Here is a 16,630-nt window from a genome sequence, read left to right as displayed (position 1 = left end):
TGTAAGACTATGTTGTTAACGGAGAGGGGGGGATTCGAACCCCCGTTGGGTTTCCCCAAAACGCATTTCGAGTGCGTCACCATGAACCGCTCGGACACCTCTCCAGTTATTTATTCACAGATTTGAAATTTATTTACATTCAAATCTTGCAATATGAGGGAAATGTCTAGTGCATCCCCTTTACTATTATAGCATTCAAATTAATCAAGCGATCGCACTTAATATGAGTGGTAGGTAAGGCGATCGCTATTTCCAAACTGCCGGACTTGGTATTCTCCCTCAACTAATGAGTAAACCGAGATAGTGGGTTGCTTAGGATTGCCGATAAACCGCCTACGGCCTAAAGCGGCTTTATAATCCAGTATTCGGGGATGCCTATTGCCTCATAATCTTAAAAGCAAGTTCGATTGCGCCCGTTTTTCTTTGCCTCTCGAACTTTGTCACTAGCACGCTGCAACAAAGAACCAAGACTTTCTTCTTGCATGAGTTCCACAACTCCAATGCTAGCAGTGAGTCGAAACTGCTGACCGTTGTAAGCTGTAAGTATTTCCTCGCTCAAAGCTAGGCGAATTCGTTCCGCTATCTGACATCCTGTATTGAAATCGGTATCGGACATGATAATACAGAATTCCTCACCGCCGTAACGTGTCACCCAATCCACTGCTCTGACATTACTTTTAAATACTTGTGCAGCAGTTCTCAGTGCTTGATCCCCAGTCGGAAAGCCGTAAGTTCGATTTACTTCACCGAAATGATCCAGATCGAGGAGTATCACTGTTAGTGGTTGCTTATACTTGTGAGACTTTTCTATCTCCCGTGGTAGTAATCTGTCGAGATAGCGGCGATTGAAAATCTCAGTCAAGCCATCGTGTTCGGCTTCTGCTCTGTATTTCTTAGCTAAACGACTAGCCTTAAGCACCATCTCATTAATCATCCTCTCAGCAGTCACCCGAATTCGATGCTCAAAATCAGTGATTAGCTTGTCTTGTCCAGAAGCGTCTGCAATAGCATCAAATTCCTCAGCAGTGACAACTTGGTTGCGTCCCTTCTGCTTAGCAGCATAGACGCATTGATTGATTTCCTGCCACAGTTGCTCGATAGATGAATGTCCTGTCATCGGCACCACTCCCAAGGAAGCTGTGATATGAACTGGAGACTTTTCATCGAGCCAGAATTCATGAGTCTCGATCTGAGTTCTGAGAAATTCTGCAAACGCTTTTCCCTGCTCACTATTGCCACGCATACAAATAGCGAATTTATCGCCCCCCGTCCGAGCCACAATACCTGCTCCTAATGAGTACTTTTGTAGAATCTGACCAACCTCCTGCAAAATCCGATCTCCCGCAATATGGCCATGACTATCGTTAATAAACTTGAAACGGTCAATATCTAAGTAAATCAAACATACAGACTCTCCATCTTCCTTGGATGTCAAAAGCTCGATGGCATAATCATTAAACTTACGAAAATTAGCAGTCCCCGTTAACTTATCAAGGTTAAATGAATGCTTTTGCTTGCTATGCCATAAACTCCGCTGCAAACGCAAACCTATCTGCCAATCAATTGCATCGCGTTTACAAGTTTCATCTCCTGCTTCCAACCAGGAAAGAGCAGTAGATTCTTGCTCAATCGTATCTATTAAAACTACTGTTGGTAAGCCAATATTGGTGTATATATACTTAACTCCCTCCAAGTTTTCAAAAGTCCTGATATCGAGTACAGCAGCATCAAAACCTTTATCAAATAAAGCTGAACTATCAACTCTAATCCACTCAAAGTTGAGGTAAAAATTGTTTGGTTGGGGCAAATCAGTTGAACTGCACCAAGCAACTCGTATCGCTTCTACTTGTTTATTCATTAATTCCGACTTTACCAACAGATAACTGTGGGATAGTTTACTCAAATAATTAATTATGCTTTTATTGGTAATTTAAAGTTTAACAACCAAAATTCAGGGATGACTATTATATCTGACGCCAACGTCATCATTTGTTGATGTCAGAAAATTAAATTCCTAAAGACTTACAGTATAATTAGGGAATTCAGCAGTAAAGCCAAAGATGCTTTGCTAAAACCTCATAATTAGCAAGTAAAACAGAATTAATCATTGTGTTGAAATAGCAACTGGTGAGTAGGAACTAGGAAGTGGCAAAGGAAGATTTTCTTATCCTCGTTGTAGTCTAGCTTTAAGACTTAGATTGCGTACTTTAGTTTCCTTTAAATCTGTTGGATCTTTGGACTGATATCAACAAAAATTGAGCGCCGACAACTTCAGGTTCTTTCTACCCTACAGAGGGCATTAGGACACAGGGACGGCAAGAATTTGTTTCATAACTGATTAGATGGACATAAATGAATTGATATCTGCGAAGATTCTAAGTAGGTAGACATAATTAAATGTAAAATTCAAAATTTGAAAACCCCGATCGCAACTCCCTCCTGCCTTCTACTGAGATTCCGCAACGCCACTTTTTTATAATTTCTTAATGTCCATCTCACCATACTATGTGATTGATAACTGATAATCCAAATATCGATCGCCAGCAAGAGTGTTGAGTTATGTGTATTGAATTTGGGCGGGAAATCTGCGGTAATCTCGACATAGCCGAGTCGCGGGAATGGTTGGTTACTAACGGCATTGGTGGTTACGCCTCTGGAACGGTGGCAGGTTTATTGACTCGCCGCTATCACGGTTTACTAGTAGCAGCCTTGCAACCGCCTCTCGGTCGCACCTTACTGTTGGCAAAGCTAGATGAAACAGTCTTGTATGGCGATCGCTTTTATTCTCTACACACCAATCGTTGGGCAGATGGTACCGTCAGTCCCCACGGCTATCTACAGATCGAACATTTTTCTTTAGAAGGTACAGTTCCCCTCTGGCGTTTTGCTGTTGCTGATGCTTTGTTAGAAAAACGAATTTGGATGCAACAGGCAGCTAATACAACTTATGTCCAATATACTCTGCGTCGCGCCAGCCAACCACTGAAGTTGACGCTTAAGGCGATGGTCAACTACCGCGATTATCACAGCGACACGCATAATTACAATGATTGGCAGATGTCCGTCGAACAGGTGGAACAGGGAATTTGTGTAACTGCCTATCCTGATGCCGTACCAATATATCTGCTAACTGACCGCGCCAGCGCCTCCCCTGTCCACGACTGGTACTATAACTTTGACCTAGCAGTTGAACGCTATCGGGGATTAAGCGATAAAGAAGACCACCTCCACGCCGCTACCTTTGAAGTTGCGCTTAATGTGGGAGAATCAATTACGTTTGTTGCCAGCACTCACAAGCAACCAGAGTTGAATGGCGAAGCAGCACTCAAACACCGTCACATCCTAGAACAGAAATTAATCGGACTCTGGAAATCTAACCGACCTTTGAATGCTGCCGATTCTCCTGCTTGGGTGAATCATTTAGTTTTGGCTGCCGACCAGTTTATCGTCGATCGCTCAGTGCCAGAAGACGTTTATGGTAAAACTATCATCGCTGGTTATCCCTGGTTTAGTGACTGGGGACGCGATACTATGATTAGCCTCCCTGGTTTGACCCTCGCCACCGGTCGCCCAGAAATTGCACGTTCGATTCTTCGCACCTTTGCTAGGCACGTAGACCAGGGAATGTTGCCCAATCGTTTCCCCGATGCAGGCCAGACACCAGAATACAACACAGTCGATGCAACTCTTTGGTATTTTGAAGCCATTCGAGCTTATTACAACGCCACTGAAGATAATGATTTGCTGATGGAACTGTTCCCCGTGCTGGCAGATATCATCGACTGGCACTGTCGCGGTACCCGCTACAACATCCGCCTCGATGCCACCGATGGTTTACTGTATGCAGGCGACAAAGGCGTGCAACTCACTTGGATGGATGCGAAAGTCGGAGATTGGGTAGTCACGCCTCGCATTGGCAAACCAATTGAAGTCAACGCTCTGTGGTATAATGCTTTGCGGACAATGGCTAAATTTGCTCGTTTGATTGGCAAGCCACACCAAGAGTATCAGGCGATCGCCGACCGCGCCCAAATCAGATTTTCTCGCTTTTGGAATCAGGAAACAGGCTACTGCTACGATGTGCTGGATACTCCAGATGGAGATGACGCATCTGCGCGTCCTAACCAGATTTTTACCGTTTCCTTACCCGAAAGCCCGCTGACACCAGCCCAACAAAAAGCAGTGGTAGACGTTTGCGGACAGATGCTACTAACTTCACATGGATTGCGATCGCTTGCCCCCAATCATCCCCAATACCAAGGAAAATACGGTGGAAACCAGTATCAACGCGATGGCGGTTACCATCAAGGAACCGTCTGGGGTTGGTTGTTGGGGTCGTTTGTTCTAGCACATCTACGCGTCTACAAAAATCCCAAACAGGCGCGTCAATTTCTACAACCAATGGCTAATCATCTCACAGCACACGGCATTGGCAGTCTCAGCGAAATTTTTGATGGTGATGCTCCGATGACTCCACGCGGATGTATTGCCCAAGCCTGGACAGTCGCAGAGGTGTTGCGTGCTTGGCTGGTAACGGAGATTTGATTATCAGCGACTCATTGCAAAAATCTGTTCAGCCGTTAGGCGAATGTTGGGAAATAATCTAGAATCAATTTCATCTTGCCCTCGAAACACCTTTGCGGGTAAATACTCTCCATCTTCAAGTTGGTAGATTGTAATGGTTGGCTGCTTGGGGGAACCAATAAACCGAATGCCACCAAAAGCAGCATAGTCCACAATGATATATTCTAAAACGCCCAAGTCCTCATATTCAGCAAGTTTTGTCAGATAGTCGTCCTTCCAGTTATTGCTAACCACCTCAATGATTCCTGGTGGCGGAATATATGCAGCAGCAGAACTAGAGCTAGTTTTCATCCTCTGCCATTCTTCTTTTGCAAATATGACAATATCTGCTTTGCGGCTTTTTTCCTTTTCTGGTGGTGCTGTCTTGAGCCGAACCTGCTTCGACTGGCGCGACACATAAGGCAGGTCATTTTCTTGGCAGTGATTTTCTAAGTACGCACACAGTCGCTCGATTAAATCCTCATGATTTGCATTTGGTTCTGATAACGGCACAGGAATCCCATCCAATAGCTCAAACTCTCTGCCTGAACCATCATCCCAGACAAGAAACTCTTGAAAAGTCAGTGGTTGTGTAACGGTTGCGTACATCGCCCTCGCTCCATTGCTGACGGGTACTTCGTTCAATGATATCAACGATGTACAGATTTGTTTATGAGTCTTCGCTGATTTTCCTGGTGTAGCTCTCGATAATAACTTGAGGTTGGTTATTATATCAGTTCAAGACACTTGTTAACATATAGTTGACGGGCTTGCTTTTTCATATATTGAAGAGATGTAAAGATTTGCTCTAACAAACGCTGTTTTTCAATTGTAATTTGAACAATCTTCTATGAATCCTAATAATTAATCATATTTTTTACTTCTATCACTATCTTTAGTATCTTCTGTACTTTTAGGCTCTTTTCCTGAATATTTATCTACAAGTGCATTAAAAACACTATCTGCAAATTTATCACTAAAACCCACTAAAAAAGATAGAACTAAAATTATTTCGGTAGTTACCTTGCCAACGCCACTAGATGTACTGCCAGAAGCACCACCTGTTAGGAGGAATAATCCAGAGGCTAATACTAAGTAAAATGCTGAACCAAGTACAACGCCTTGAGTAGGTCGTGTTAGCATCCACTTTATAGCATCAGTAAAATCATAAATTGGCTGGCGATTAAAGCGATAAATCATCGCGGCAAAACTTCCGATTAAACTCCAGATAACAACTGGCCAAGGAATACCTAGAAAAGCTAACTTTGTCTGACCTAAATCATTACCAACAATAAATTTTGAGTTAGAGCCAAATTGGAGATATGCCCGAATTGTTAGAATAATAACAGCCCCAATATAAATTGTCACAACCATAATAGTGAAATTTTGCCTGACTCGATCTGAGCGTACTAATTTTTCAACTATCAATCGACGTTCTTCAATCTCAGTCATTATTCCTACAGCTGCTTGTGCTTCATCACTCAGAACATAAATACTTTCATCCTTTTTTTCTTCATCTTCCTTGGCATGTTCCTTGCTCTTTTCTTGTGGCTTATCAACAAGGCTTTTCATTATACTTGTAAAATTTTTTAAGCTATCAGCATCTAAATTATTTACAATAGCCTTGAGAATCTTTACTGAATCACTTTCTGAATTATTAATTTTGTTTTCTTTTGAATCTGTCAGTCTTTCTATATCAAGCTTTTCTGTTATTTTATTGAGTTTTTCTACAAGCCGACTAATTATACCGAGATGCATCTCTGCCTCATCACGTAAATCTTTATGCCCGATTCTAGAAGCCATATTAGCAACTAGTTCCTTGCTTGAAGAAGCAGGATATATGAGGCTAATAAATAAATCGTTAGTAATCGCAATTCTAACATTTACTTTATCAACCAAACGACTTAGATTTTCCTTGACATATTGCAAGCTATTTCTCTTTTCTTTTTCTATAGCTGACGCAAGATATTCTTCTACTGTCTCTAGTTTTATTAGATCTTCGTCTAACAATATTGATTTTTCTACATCTTTATTTTTTCTTTTCTCAAATAAATTTGTTACTCCTAAAAATCCTAAAATTAATCCTTGAAAAACTAGCACAAAGATATATAAAAAATCTTTAGTAAACTTCACGAAAGCGTTATAGTTAAATATAGGTTTTGGTTGTCTAAGTTTTTCAAGCTTTTCAAGGCGTTTTTCTACTGGAATGATTTTAGTTATTGCACTTCTTAGGCGTTCTATTTGTTTCCGTATTCTTTCTATTTGAGTAAATATTTCATCAATATTCGTATTGACAAAATCATCTGTTCTAAAACCATTGTTTTCTTTAGAAGAAAAAATTCCTTCTTGAGGATTTATTTGAACTTGGTTTTCACTGCCATAAAAGTGGTATTGGTAAATCGTGGGAACGCCGGAGAATAGAGTATCATCTCTACCAACAAAATCAGCACTTGGAATATTAGCTGAAATATTATCAATTTTATTTCTTATATCATTTAGGTCTTCTTGGAATTTTTGTAATCTATTTAATAAATCTTTTGTTTTTATATGAATTTCTTCGGCAATATCCGGATCTTCAGCACTGATCTGCTCTAATAAATGCTTAGTTTTTTCTTGAAACTCTTTAGCGAACTCTGGATTCTCATTCATTTCCTCCTCTATGGATTCGGCAATTATCTCTAAGCTTTGTTCTGGTAAATCCTTAGGATTACCTTGTTCAACTGAAGCTATAAGTGCCCTTGTCTGTGTATTTTTCTTTTCTTTAAGTTTTTTAAACGTAGTTTCAACAAGGGAGTTTAACGCTTCAATGGTAGATTCGCTTAACTTGACACCAATGTTTTCCATAGCTTTGGCAGCTAGAATGGATGCAATCGTAGGTAAAAGATCCATACGCATATCCCTCTAAAAATTAGTATAAGTTTTTCTTGAGTGTATACTACATTTTATTTACTAATGTTTTTATCAATTTTTGATTAAAAATCGCCAAAAAAAGAAGCCTGACTAATTCAGGCTTCTCGATATAAAAACAAGAAACGTAATTGTGACTACTTAATAGTTACCTGACCGCCAGCTTCTTCGATGCGCTTCTTAGCGTCTTCAGCAGCATCCTTAGCAATACCTTCCTTAACTGGTTTGGGTGCAGCTTCTACCAAGTCTTTAGCTTCTTTCAGACCCAGACCGGTCAATTCGCGGACAATCTTCAGTACGGCAATCTTCTTATCAGCAGGAACTGATTCGAGAATTACGTCAAACTCCGTTTTTTCTTCTACTGGTTCAGCAGTTTGAGTAGCTGGGCCGGGGCCGGCGATCGCCACGCCAACAGGTGCAGCAGCACTAACACCAAAAGCTTCTTCAATTTGCTTAACTAACTCAGCAGCTTCCAGCAAAGTTAAGCCTTTAAGTTTTTCCAAAATTTCATCGGTTGCAGTTGACATTGATATAACTCCTGTAATTTTTGATTATTTATTTGGTCATTGGTCATTAGTCATTGGTCATTAGTTTTTGACTGTTGAGTGGTGACTGTTGACCTAGCGATCGCCTGTGAAGTCTATTCAGCAGTGCTATCACCTTTTTCTGCTTCGGCCACAGCTTGCAAAGCACGAGCCAGCGAACCTGGAACTTCGTTGATACCCACGGCAATCTTGCTTGCCAAGGAATTGATTGCACCAGCAATTTGACCCATGAGTTGTTCCTTAGATGGTAAGTCACCTAAAGCCTTGACATCGTTTTCTTTGAGTAGGCGACCTTCCATCACACCGCCGCGAAGTTCTGTCTTCTTGGTGGCTTTTTGGAAGTCTTGGTAAGCCTTAATTGCAGATGAAAAATCTTCTTTGACTAGCAAAAAAGCTGAAGATCCTTTGAGCAGTTCTGATAATGGCTCCCATTTTTCCTGATCTTGAATGGCAATGCCCATCAGGGTATTTTTAGTTACCTTACAAACAGCGCCACTGGGACGCAGCCGCCGCCGTAAGTCGGTAATTTCGGCAACTGTTAGCCCCTGATATTCAATTACCAGTGCCAGAGTTGACTCGCTCAAAGTTTCTTTGAGGTCAGCTACAATCTCTTGTTTATCTTCTAGCGTTCTACCCATTCCTATCTCACCTCCTCAAAACAATCAGCAATTTCCCTACTTTTGCGTTTTTTCTTAACTAAGTTGAAAACAACAAACCCCAGCTGTCTCAGCCGGGGTTAATTAGCAAAACTTCTGACGCCATAGTTATCACACCTTTCTCGGTGCCAATTCTGGCAACTAGAGTTTTCACCTCGGCAGGATATTAAGCTATTAGCACCTGCTGTCTCCGGCTTTGACTATTTAATTTTTTAGAGGGGAGTGGGGAGTGGTGAGTGGGGAATGGGGAGTGAAAAAATTCCCTACTCCCTACTCCCTACTCCCTATTCCTATCTATGCTGCTTCGCTTAGTTTCAAATCTCGTAGGGCACTGATATCAACTTTAATTGCTGGCCCCATCGTAGCAGATACATAAAATGTCCGCCAATAGCGACCTTTAGCTCCTGAAGGACGGTTACGGTCAATTGTCTCTTGCAACGCCTTCAGGTTGACTAACAAATCTTCAGGCGAGAAGGATGCCTTACCAAACATAACATGGACGATGCCAGTTCGATCGGCCCGGAATTCTAATTTACCAGCTTTGAATTCAGCGATCGCACTTGCGATGTCAAATGTCACCGTTCCACCCTTGGGTGATGGCATCAAACCACGAGGCCCAAGCAACTTACCTAACTTCGCCACCTGTGGCATGACATCGGGTGTGGCAATCAGCTTGTCAAAGTCCATCATGCCTTTTTGAATTTCGTCAATTAGTTCTTCCGAACCAGCTAAATCAGCACCAGCGTTTGTTGCTTCTGTTACTTTTTCACCTCTAGCAATCACCGCCACTCGGACGATTTGTCCCGTACCTTTGGGCAGTGCTACCGTTGTCCGCAACTGTTGGTCTGTATACTTGGGGTCAATTCCCAGCCGGATATGTGCTTCTGCGGCTTCGGGGAATTTAGCTGTTGCTGTTTCTTTTAGCAGTGCTAAAGCATCTAGGGGTTGATAATCCCGATCTTCTACTTTTTCTTGTAGCGCCTGCAAGCGACGCGATACTTTTTTTGTCATTTTTCTCTCCTGGGGTAATTCCGAAGCCTTGCCTCTCCCCCGATAAAATTTTGTCTTTTGTCCTTTGTCCTTTGTCGTTTGTCATTAATAACTAATGACCAATGACCAATAATGACCAATGACTAATAACTAATCCGCTACTGTTACGCCCATATTTTTAGCGGTTCCTTCCACAATCTTCATCGCCGCTTCGATGTCGTTGGCGTTGAGGTCGGGAAGTTTGGTTTGGGCTATTTCTTGCAATTGCGCTCTGGTGATTTTACCAACTTTCTTTTTGTTGGGTTCGTTAGAGCCTCTTTCGATTTTCGCTGCCTTGCGAATTAGTACTGACGCTGGTGGCGTCTTGAGTACAAATGTGAAACTCCGGTCTTCAAAAACCGAAATTTCTACGGGAATCACCATTCCAGCTTGGTCTGCTGTTTTGGCGTTGTACTCTTTGCAGAACATCATGATGTTGACGCCGTGTTGACCCAAGGCGGGGCCTACTGGCGGTGCTGGGTTGGCTTTTCCAGCATTTAAGGCCAGTTTAATGACCGCCACTACTTTCTTCGCCATTTGTATTTAGCTCTGTTTCTCTACCTGATTAAATTCCAATTCTACTGGTGTATCTCTACCAAATATGGAGAGCAAAGCTTTAAGCTTACTCCGCTCTGGAGAGACTTCAATCACCTCGCCTTCAAAGTCCTTAAATGGGCCGGAAAGCACAATTATCTTATCACCAGTAGCCATGTCAATTTTAACGACCGGCTCTTGTTCGCTGGTCTGTTTGAAGATGCGTTCTACTTCTGAAGCACTCAGTGGTATGGGGTTGACGTGTCCGCGACCCTTACTACTGCCACGTTTTTGTTCTGAACCAACAAAATTTATCACGTGTGATGTGTTTCGTACCACCTGCCAAGTATCATCATCCATCTTCATCCGCACCAGCACATAGCCTGGAAAAACTTTCTCTTCTGTATGCTGGCGACTACCATCTTTGCGGATTTTCACCGCTGGGGTGTGGGGAATTTCCACTTGGATAATTTTATCAGCGACATCAAATGTTTGAATGCGCTGCTCTAAATTCGTCTTTACACGCTTTTCACAGCCTGAGGCAACTTGCACAGCGTACCAGCGTGCTTCTTTTGACGCTGTTTCTGCTATTTCTGCTGTTTCTTCTGGCTGCAACATTGAGTTGCGCGGTTCGTCTGTTGCAAAACTCATTAGAACACCTGTTTTGCTGCCCAACCAAACAATCCATCGACCAAGTATATCAAAGATGCCGAGAGTGCCACCATTAACAATACGGCGGCGGATTCGCTCACTATCTGTTTGCGACTAGGCCAAACTACTTTTTCAAGTTCTTCTTTGATTCCTTGTATGAAGTTACCGAAGCTAAACCCGTTTGTGGTTTCTGGCAATTCTGCTTCATTTTTTTTGGCCACGACCGTTTATCCCCCGTTTGTCAGTCAATTTTGGATTTTGGATTTACCCAATTGAGGGCAAGGACGCTCAACTTGAGATTTTAGTTTATCCGTTTTATGTTAGATTTCCGAGCAAGCTAAAATCTAAAATTCAGTCGTCTTGGTTTGCAGCTTCGACTCTATTTCACTTACTCAAAGCAAAACAGCTGCAAATGCAATAGCTATGCCCGAAAATATTAACACTAACTGCTATTTTAGCAGCTTGCGTAATTATTTCGGGCTTTGTTTTTTGCTCTTGAGCGCGCCCTGGAGGACTTGAACCCCCGACATCAGGTTTTGGAGACCTGCGTTCTACCAACTGAACTAAGAGCGCACAAGCTGTTTTTCATTCAGTCATTGCGCTGAACTAAATTTTAGTTTAACGCAAGATTGCGATTTTTATCATACATCAATTTCATGGAGAAAACAAGTCAGCGGCAGATGCCGCTTGAAGCTTGAGATTTCTCCCATACTTTATAAGAGGATAACTACAAAGGACGGTCGAAGCGTTGCTTGATCCGGGTTGCTTTGCCGACGCGATCGCGTAGATAATACAACTTAGCGCGGCGTACTTTACCGCGACGTAGGACTTTGATGCTCTCAATCCGGGGAGAATGTAACAGAAAGACTCTCTCGACGCCCACGCCTTGAAAAACTTTGCGGACTGTAATAGTTTCGTTGATGCCACCATTGCGCTTGGCTATCACTACTCCTTCGTAGGGTTGTACGCGGTATTTATCACCTTCTTTGATTTTCACTCCCACTTTTACTGTATCGCCCACATATATATCGGGCAGATTTGATTTTAGCTGTTCCGCTTCAATGGAGCGGATAATCTCTTGAGCGTTCATAGTCTTTCTGTCTGCTTCAAAAACTCACGATCGTCAATTATAAATCGACAATCCCATTTCAGTCTACCTGTTGGAGATTGATAATTTCACCGATACAACAGCCTCCAAAGGGAAGCTATATTGCAAAATGCTGTACCACAGGTATGAATTTATGAAATTTAGCGTCGTCATTACTACTTATAATCGCTTGGATTTGCTCAAAAGAGCAATTGATTCGGCTTGTAACCAAACAATCGAGTGTGAGGTGGTTGTTGCTGATGACTGTTCTTCTGATGACACCCAAAGCTATGTTCAAAGCTTAGGCGATAAGGTTGTTTATCATCGTAATGAAGCGAACCTTGGTCATGCGGCGACGGTAAATGCTGGAGTTGCTAAAGCTACCGGCGACTGGATTAAGTTTCTCGACGATGATGACTATTTAGCTGCTAATTGTGTAGAAGAAATAACTAAGGCGATCGCACTTCGTCCCGATGCAGTAATCTGCTCTTGTGTGGCGGCTCAGGTAGATGCCAATGAAGTTGAACTTTCCCGTACTCCCCAAGTCGGCCCTGGTTTAGCTTTTTATATTCCCCAAGCTGATATACACTACGGTATGCTTCTAGAAGTTGTACCCTTTGGCACACCTGCACAAGTGGCTTGTCGGCGCGATGCTTTTCTACAAACTGGTGGTTGGGATTCCACATTGGATGCTAACTGCGATGATATCGATTCGTGGATTAAGATTGCTCAATTCGGTGATGCTATTTTCTTAAATCAGTGTCTTGCTTACCGGACTATCTGGCCTGGTGCTTATAATCAAAAGTTTTCTTTATCTCGGCGGTTGGCGACAAATATCTTAATGAAGGAGAAAATTTACGCTTTAGTAAATGAAGAACACCGCGTCAAAATTCCCCGTTTTCAAGATATAAAAAATTACCTCAAATTACATTGGAGTATAGTGGCGCTCAAGCAAAAAAATATTAAAAGTTTTCTTTCAATGATTGAACCCTCTGCACTTTCTCCTCAGTCTTGGAAGTTTTTGGTAAGTGCTGCTTTATCGCGTCGCACTCAGGGAAACAATTCTCAAGTTCGCAAATTTGTGTTGATTGAATCGTAGTAGAGGAGAATTCAGAATACAGAATTCAGAAGTCAAACAATTTTTTGTCAATGCGTAAGTTCTAAATTTGACTAAATAGTTACAGGACTTACGCAACTGGTACAGGGCGATCGCCATATATAAACTTTTAAATTAAATTAACTCTAAACTAGCTATATTTTGACTATAATTGGCGACTAATATAAATAATTTCAGCCATTGAAAACCTAGTAAAATTTCCTGTATTTCATCTCCAGCAAATACAGGAATTTCCCATTCTTGACTATCTATTATTACCCTACCACTATAAACATCAAATTCAGTTTCTCCTTGAGCAGTTCTTAATTTATCTTGATTTAAAAAATTCCAATCAAGACTTTGTACATCTTGTTTGTTCATGGCTAAAAATTCAGTAAATCCTGTATCTAACATTGTTTCTACAGGAAAACTAATACTATCCTCACTTATTAAATCAATTTCAAAATAAATTTGTCCATTTTCTCCAAATCTTCCCTCAATCATATTCGGCCACTAACTCCAGTTTCATTAATGCCAAAAATATGATGAATCACGCGAAGATATTTGTCTTTGGCCATTTTACTTGCTACTTCTTTATCCCGATCGATAAAATAATCCCCACTATCAGGTTCAATGGCAATATACCAACCATAATATTTATCTAGTATTTCTGGTTTTAAACGCTCAAAAATTACCCAACAACGCTCATAAAATGCCTGTCTTCTAGCTTTGTCTTGAGCTTTTTGTGCTTCTGTCCATTGAATTTCTGGAAATACTCTCCCGCGTCTGACAATTCTTTCTGGTGAAGAGTGTGTCATATTTTTGACCTCATTAAAATTTATTTTTCATATTTTATTATAAAATGCCCAACGGGAACTATTGGTTCCCAAATCTTACCAACGAGCGATCGCCATATTTTAGTATTTTATCCCGATTTATTAAACCGTTACTGAATAAGTCTTTAAAGCTAAGTAGCTGAAGACATGAGCTATTTGTCAGTAGTAATTTGTGATTTTTACAAGCTACTGGTTGATTTTGAGTTCTCCTTAAAAACTCAAGAATTGTGTCTTTGTCTACTCAGTCACTTGTCTTTATTTTTTATACATATCTTAAACACTATGCGAATTATACATATTTTGAACCACGTTCAAGAGATAGGTAACGGGATTGTAAATGTGGCTGTGGATTTGGCTTGCTTTCAAGCCAAATCTGGTCATGAAGTAGCGGTTATTTCTGGTGGTGGTGAGTACGAGATATTACTAAAAAAGTTTGGTGTGAAACATTACGAATTAGACCAAACTCGCAAACCTATAAATACAATTAAAGCAGCTATCGGTTACAGAGCGATCGCAGCAAAATTCCAACCCGATATCGTTCACGCACACATGATGACGGGAGTCTTACTAGCACGCATTTTTCAAAATCGTTATGCTTTAGTTTCTACGGTACACAATGAATTTCAGCGTGCTAGCGTAATGATGGGTTTAGCTGACAGGGTAATTGCCGTCAGTCAGGCTGTAAGAGATTCTATGGTACGGCGCGGTATCCCAGAAAATAAGTTGCGGGTAGTGTGCAATGGAACTCTGGGTAGTCCCCGCACGCGACAAATACAAGATTATCAAAGTTTACCGTTACAACGTCCGGCGATCGCCACTGTAGCCGGAATGTATCAACGCAAGGGAATTGCGGAGTTAATCGCTGCTTTTGAAGAAATTGCCTCAGATTTTCCCCAAACACATCTTTATTTGGTAGGCAACGGCCCTGATAAACAGCTATTTGAAGCACAGGCAAAAGCAACTTCTGTGGCAGAACGCATTCATTTTGAGGGCTTTCAACCAGAACCCCAACGCTACCTTAAATCTTGTGACATATTTGTGCTTGCTTCTCACCGCGACCCCTGTCCTTTGGTGCTTTCGGAAGCTAGAGAAGCTGGAACTGCTATCGTTGGCACTCACGTCGATGGAATTCCCGAAGCTTTGGATAATGGTCAAGCAGGTCTTTTGGTGTCGGCAAAAGACAGTCATTCTTTGGCTGGTGTCTTAGTGGAATTACTGAGTAATGCCGAGATGCTGCAAGAATGGAAACAGCGGGCAAATCAAAACCTGGAACGGCTGAGTGTTGCCCGCGTCCATCAGGAAACGTTGGCAGTATATCGTGAGTTAAAGTATTAACAATGTTGCGATCGCTTTAGTTTGAACGCTACGCCCAAAGCACCAAACACTAATACACCTAAAACACTAGTTGGTTCGGGAATAGCGGTGTAAGAAGCCGCCACTCTGATAGGCCCATCTTTATCCACTTGGTCTTCTGGTATTGCTGGAATGATTCCCTCACCTGGGGTTAAATTGGGCTGAGTAGCAAATCGATTGAAAAATATGGTTCCGTCTGGGATTACACCACCGCTGTAAGTAAGAATGTTGTCCTCAACGGTAACGTTTGCAAAGATATCCTTGAGTTCGGGAACGCTAGAGAAACCAATTTTGCCATCTCCATCAACGTCTCCCCACTGTACAGGCTCATTATCAAATCCGGGAGTAGAATCCGGATTAGTATAAAACAGCGTTTTTAAGTCAAAAACCAAGCTACCAATATCATTGCCAGTACCATTGAGCAAGTTATTCGCTCGATCTGGAACACCATATTCTATTATTTGCCCTGGGAGAATATCTGCTCCAAGGGTTCTTGGGGGTCTGGTTTCAAATACCTCGTCATTTATAGTGGTTACGATGGGTTCTACAAAGATGACGCCTCTTGCTGGTGTCAAAGATAAAAAACTAATTCCTGCTGCTCCTAAAACAGACAAGGCTATTTTTGTTGCTATTTTAGCCATTTTACGCCCTCTTTGAATATTGATTGAAAGAATGCTACGTATACCAGGTGAGTTAAATCAATTAAGATTCATGCTTAACTGCTATCTACTTGCTACTTAAATAACAGTTAATCTGCGTTTGTTTACTTATTTGATATCTACCCATAGGTTGATTTATAAAGCAATTCTTATATTGCTTTATCACTATTACTAGTAATTTCACGTAATCTTTATAAAAAATCTAAGTTAGAGCTTAAGTATTAATTCCTGATAGATGATTCAGAATATTCAAATTTTGTCAATAAGTAATAATGCTTATAATTTTTTAAGAGAAAATAGCAAGATTATTGTTAAGTTTTTTAACCTGTGTAAAGTTCAATAAACAGCGATCGCATTTGTAATGATGCAGGTTAAGCTAAAAATAATGTAAATATAAATACAATTTTTTTTCTTGAAAAACATCAGCTTCTGAAAATTTTAGTAGAAAGCTGGTCAATTTTTGTGATTACAGACATATATTTGCAAACCTTATAACTGTGAAGATTTGTATGTAATAAAAGACTTCTGTTTTGAATTTTTAAACCAAAAATTTCCTTGATTTTGGTTTAATTAGCTGTACATACAGAAGTTTGCTTTGAATAAAATACAGACTTTTATAGTCATTTAGCACAGATAGATGTAAGACAATGCTGTCCTCTATTGAAGTTGAAATTTGGGTATAAAATACTATGAAAAAATTGAAAAATTTCCAAG

General features: G+C 41.0%; 16 protein-coding genes, 2 tRNA genes, 1 pseudogene and 1 other annotated feature. Of the genes and pseudogenes, 3 read left to right on the top strand and 16 right to left on the bottom strand.

From position 1 onward, the window contains the following. Nucleotides 1-19: 19 nt before the first annotated feature. The 3 genes and pseudogenes from NSTC745_RS11930 to NSTC745_RS11920 all read right to left on the bottom strand — a co-directional run bounded on the left by NSTC745_RS11930 (nt 20) and on the right by NSTC745_RS11920 (nt 1,858). Nucleotides 20-104 (bottom strand) — tRNA-Ser (locus NSTC745_RS11930). A 114-nt stretch (nt 105-218) separates the two neighbouring features. Beyond that, a pseudogene (locus NSTC745_RS11925) lies at nt 219-391 on the bottom strand (Uma2 family endonuclease); the annotation flags it as partial. Further along, entirely contained in the window at nt 392-1,858 is a 1,467-nt protein-coding gene (locus NSTC745_RS11920; RefSeq protein ID WP_445637320.1) for a diguanylate cyclase, read from the bottom strand. A gap of 701 nt (nt 1,859-2,559) precedes the next feature. On the opposite strand from NSTC745_RS11920, the gene NSTC745_RS11915 reads away from it, so the two are divergent. After that, nucleotides 2,560-4,545 (top strand): amylo-alpha-1,6-glucosidase, encoded by a 1,986-nt coding sequence (locus tag NSTC745_RS11915; protein ID WP_445637319.1) that lies wholly within the window; start codon nt 2,560-2,562, stop codon nt 4,543-4,545. Between the two features lie 3 nt (nt 4,546-4,548). Here the strand turns inward: NSTC745_RS11915 and NSTC745_RS11910 are convergent, their stop codons facing one another. The 10 genes from NSTC745_RS11910 to rplS form a co-directional block, all read right to left on the bottom strand. Then, nucleotides 4,549-5,172 (bottom strand): Uma2 family endonuclease, encoded by a 624-nt coding sequence (locus tag NSTC745_RS11910; RefSeq protein ID WP_445637318.1) that lies wholly within the window; start codon nt 5,170-5,172, stop codon nt 4,549-4,551. A 255-nt stretch (nt 5,173-5,427) separates the two neighbouring features. Further along, entirely contained in the window at nt 5,428-7,452 is a 2,025-nt protein-coding gene (locus tag NSTC745_RS11905; RefSeq protein WP_445637317.1) for a hypothetical protein, read from the bottom strand. A 155-nt stretch (nt 7,453-7,607) separates the two neighbouring features. Beyond that, on the bottom strand, nt 7,608-7,997 hold the full coding sequence (gene rplL, locus NSTC745_RS11900) for a 50S ribosomal protein L7/L12 (protein ID WP_445637316.1): 390 nt from the start codon (nt 7,995-7,997) through the stop codon (nt 7,608-7,610). Nucleotides 7,998-8,110: 113 nt separating this feature from the next. Further along, on the bottom strand, nt 8,111-8,653 hold the full coding sequence (gene rplJ / locus NSTC745_RS11895; protein ID WP_445637315.1) for a 50S ribosomal protein L10: 543 nt from the start codon (nt 8,651-8,653) through the stop codon (nt 8,111-8,113). A 62-nt stretch (nt 8,654-8,715) separates the two neighbouring features. Continuing rightward, nucleotides 8,716-8,883, bottom strand: a sequence feature (ribosomal protein L10 leader region). Between the two features lie 82 nt (nt 8,884-8,965). Beyond that, a complete protein-coding gene (gene rplA / locus NSTC745_RS11890) occupies nt 8,966-9,682 on the bottom strand; it encodes a 50S ribosomal protein L1 (protein ID WP_445637314.1) in 717 nt (238 codons plus the stop codon). Between the two features lie 129 nt (nt 9,683-9,811). Beyond that, nucleotides 9,812-10,237 (bottom strand): 50S ribosomal protein L11, encoded by a 426-nt coding sequence (gene rplK / locus NSTC745_RS11885; RefSeq protein ID WP_445637313.1) that lies wholly within the window; start codon nt 10,235-10,237, stop codon nt 9,812-9,814. A gap of 6 nt (nt 10,238-10,243) precedes the next feature. Further along, nucleotides 10,244-10,885, bottom strand: a complete 642-nt coding sequence (nusG, locus tag NSTC745_RS11880; protein WP_445637312.1) for a transcription termination/antitermination protein NusG — start codon at nt 10,883-10,885, stop codon at nt 10,244-10,246. After that, nucleotides 10,885-11,106, bottom strand: coding sequence for a preprotein translocase subunit SecE (gene secE / locus NSTC745_RS11875; protein ID WP_096541471.1), 222 nt, complete (start codon nt 11,104-11,106; stop codon nt 10,885-10,887). The genes nusG and secE overlap by 1 nt, the downstream gene beginning before the upstream one ends. Nucleotides 11,107-11,385: 279 nt before the next feature. Next, a tRNA-Trp gene (locus tag NSTC745_RS11870) sits at nt 11,386-11,458 on the bottom strand. Nucleotides 11,459-11,612: 154 nt separating this feature from the next. Then, nucleotides 11,613-11,975 (bottom strand): 50S ribosomal protein L19, encoded by a 363-nt coding sequence (gene rplS / locus NSTC745_RS11865; protein ID WP_096541468.1) that lies wholly within the window; start codon nt 11,973-11,975, stop codon nt 11,613-11,615. 151 nt (nt 11,976-12,126) lie between these two features. Between rplS and NSTC745_RS11860 the strand changes: the two genes are divergently transcribed. Then, nucleotides 12,127-13,071, top strand: coding sequence for a glycosyltransferase family 2 protein (locus tag NSTC745_RS11860; RefSeq protein ID WP_445637311.1), 945 nt, complete (start codon nt 12,127-12,129; stop codon nt 13,069-13,071). A 132-nt stretch (nt 13,072-13,203) separates the two neighbouring features. Here NSTC745_RS11860 and NSTC745_RS11855 read toward each other — a convergent pair whose 3' ends face one another. Together NSTC745_RS11855 and NSTC745_RS11850 are read right to left on the bottom strand one after the other, a co-directional pair. Continuing rightward, nucleotides 13,204-13,572 carry an aspartyl protease gene (locus tag NSTC745_RS11855; protein WP_445637310.1) on the bottom strand — a complete coding sequence of 123 codons (369 nt, stop codon included), beginning with the start codon at nt 13,570-13,572 and terminating at the stop codon, nt 13,204-13,206. After that, the gene (locus NSTC745_RS11850; protein ID WP_445637309.1) at nt 13,569-13,886 is read right to left on the bottom strand and encodes a hypothetical protein; all 318 of its coding nucleotides are present in this window, start codon (nt 13,884-13,886) and stop codon (nt 13,569-13,571) included. Before NSTC745_RS11850 ends, NSTC745_RS11855 begins: the two co-directional genes overlap by 4 nt. 300 nt (nt 13,887-14,186) lie before the next feature. Here NSTC745_RS11850 and NSTC745_RS11845 point away from each other — a divergent pair, with 300 nt between their 5' ends. Further along, nucleotides 14,187-15,239 carry a glycosyltransferase family 4 protein gene (locus tag NSTC745_RS11845; RefSeq protein ID WP_445637308.1) on the top strand — a complete coding sequence of 351 codons (1,053 nt, stop codon included), beginning with the start codon at nt 14,187-14,189 and terminating at the stop codon, nt 15,237-15,239. On the opposite strand, the gene NSTC745_RS11840 is transcribed toward NSTC745_RS11845, so the two are convergent. Further along, nucleotides 15,236-15,898 carry a hypothetical protein gene (locus tag NSTC745_RS11840; RefSeq protein WP_445637307.1) on the bottom strand — a complete coding sequence of 221 codons (663 nt, stop codon included), beginning with the start codon at nt 15,896-15,898 and terminating at the stop codon, nt 15,236-15,238. The two genes, NSTC745_RS11845 and NSTC745_RS11840, sit on opposite strands and share 4 nt — an antisense overlap. Nucleotides 15,899-16,630 lie beyond the last annotated feature (732 nt).

Source organism: Nostoc sp. DSM 114161 (assembly GCF_052692665.1).
This window is presented reverse-complemented; position numbering and strand designations above follow the sequence as displayed.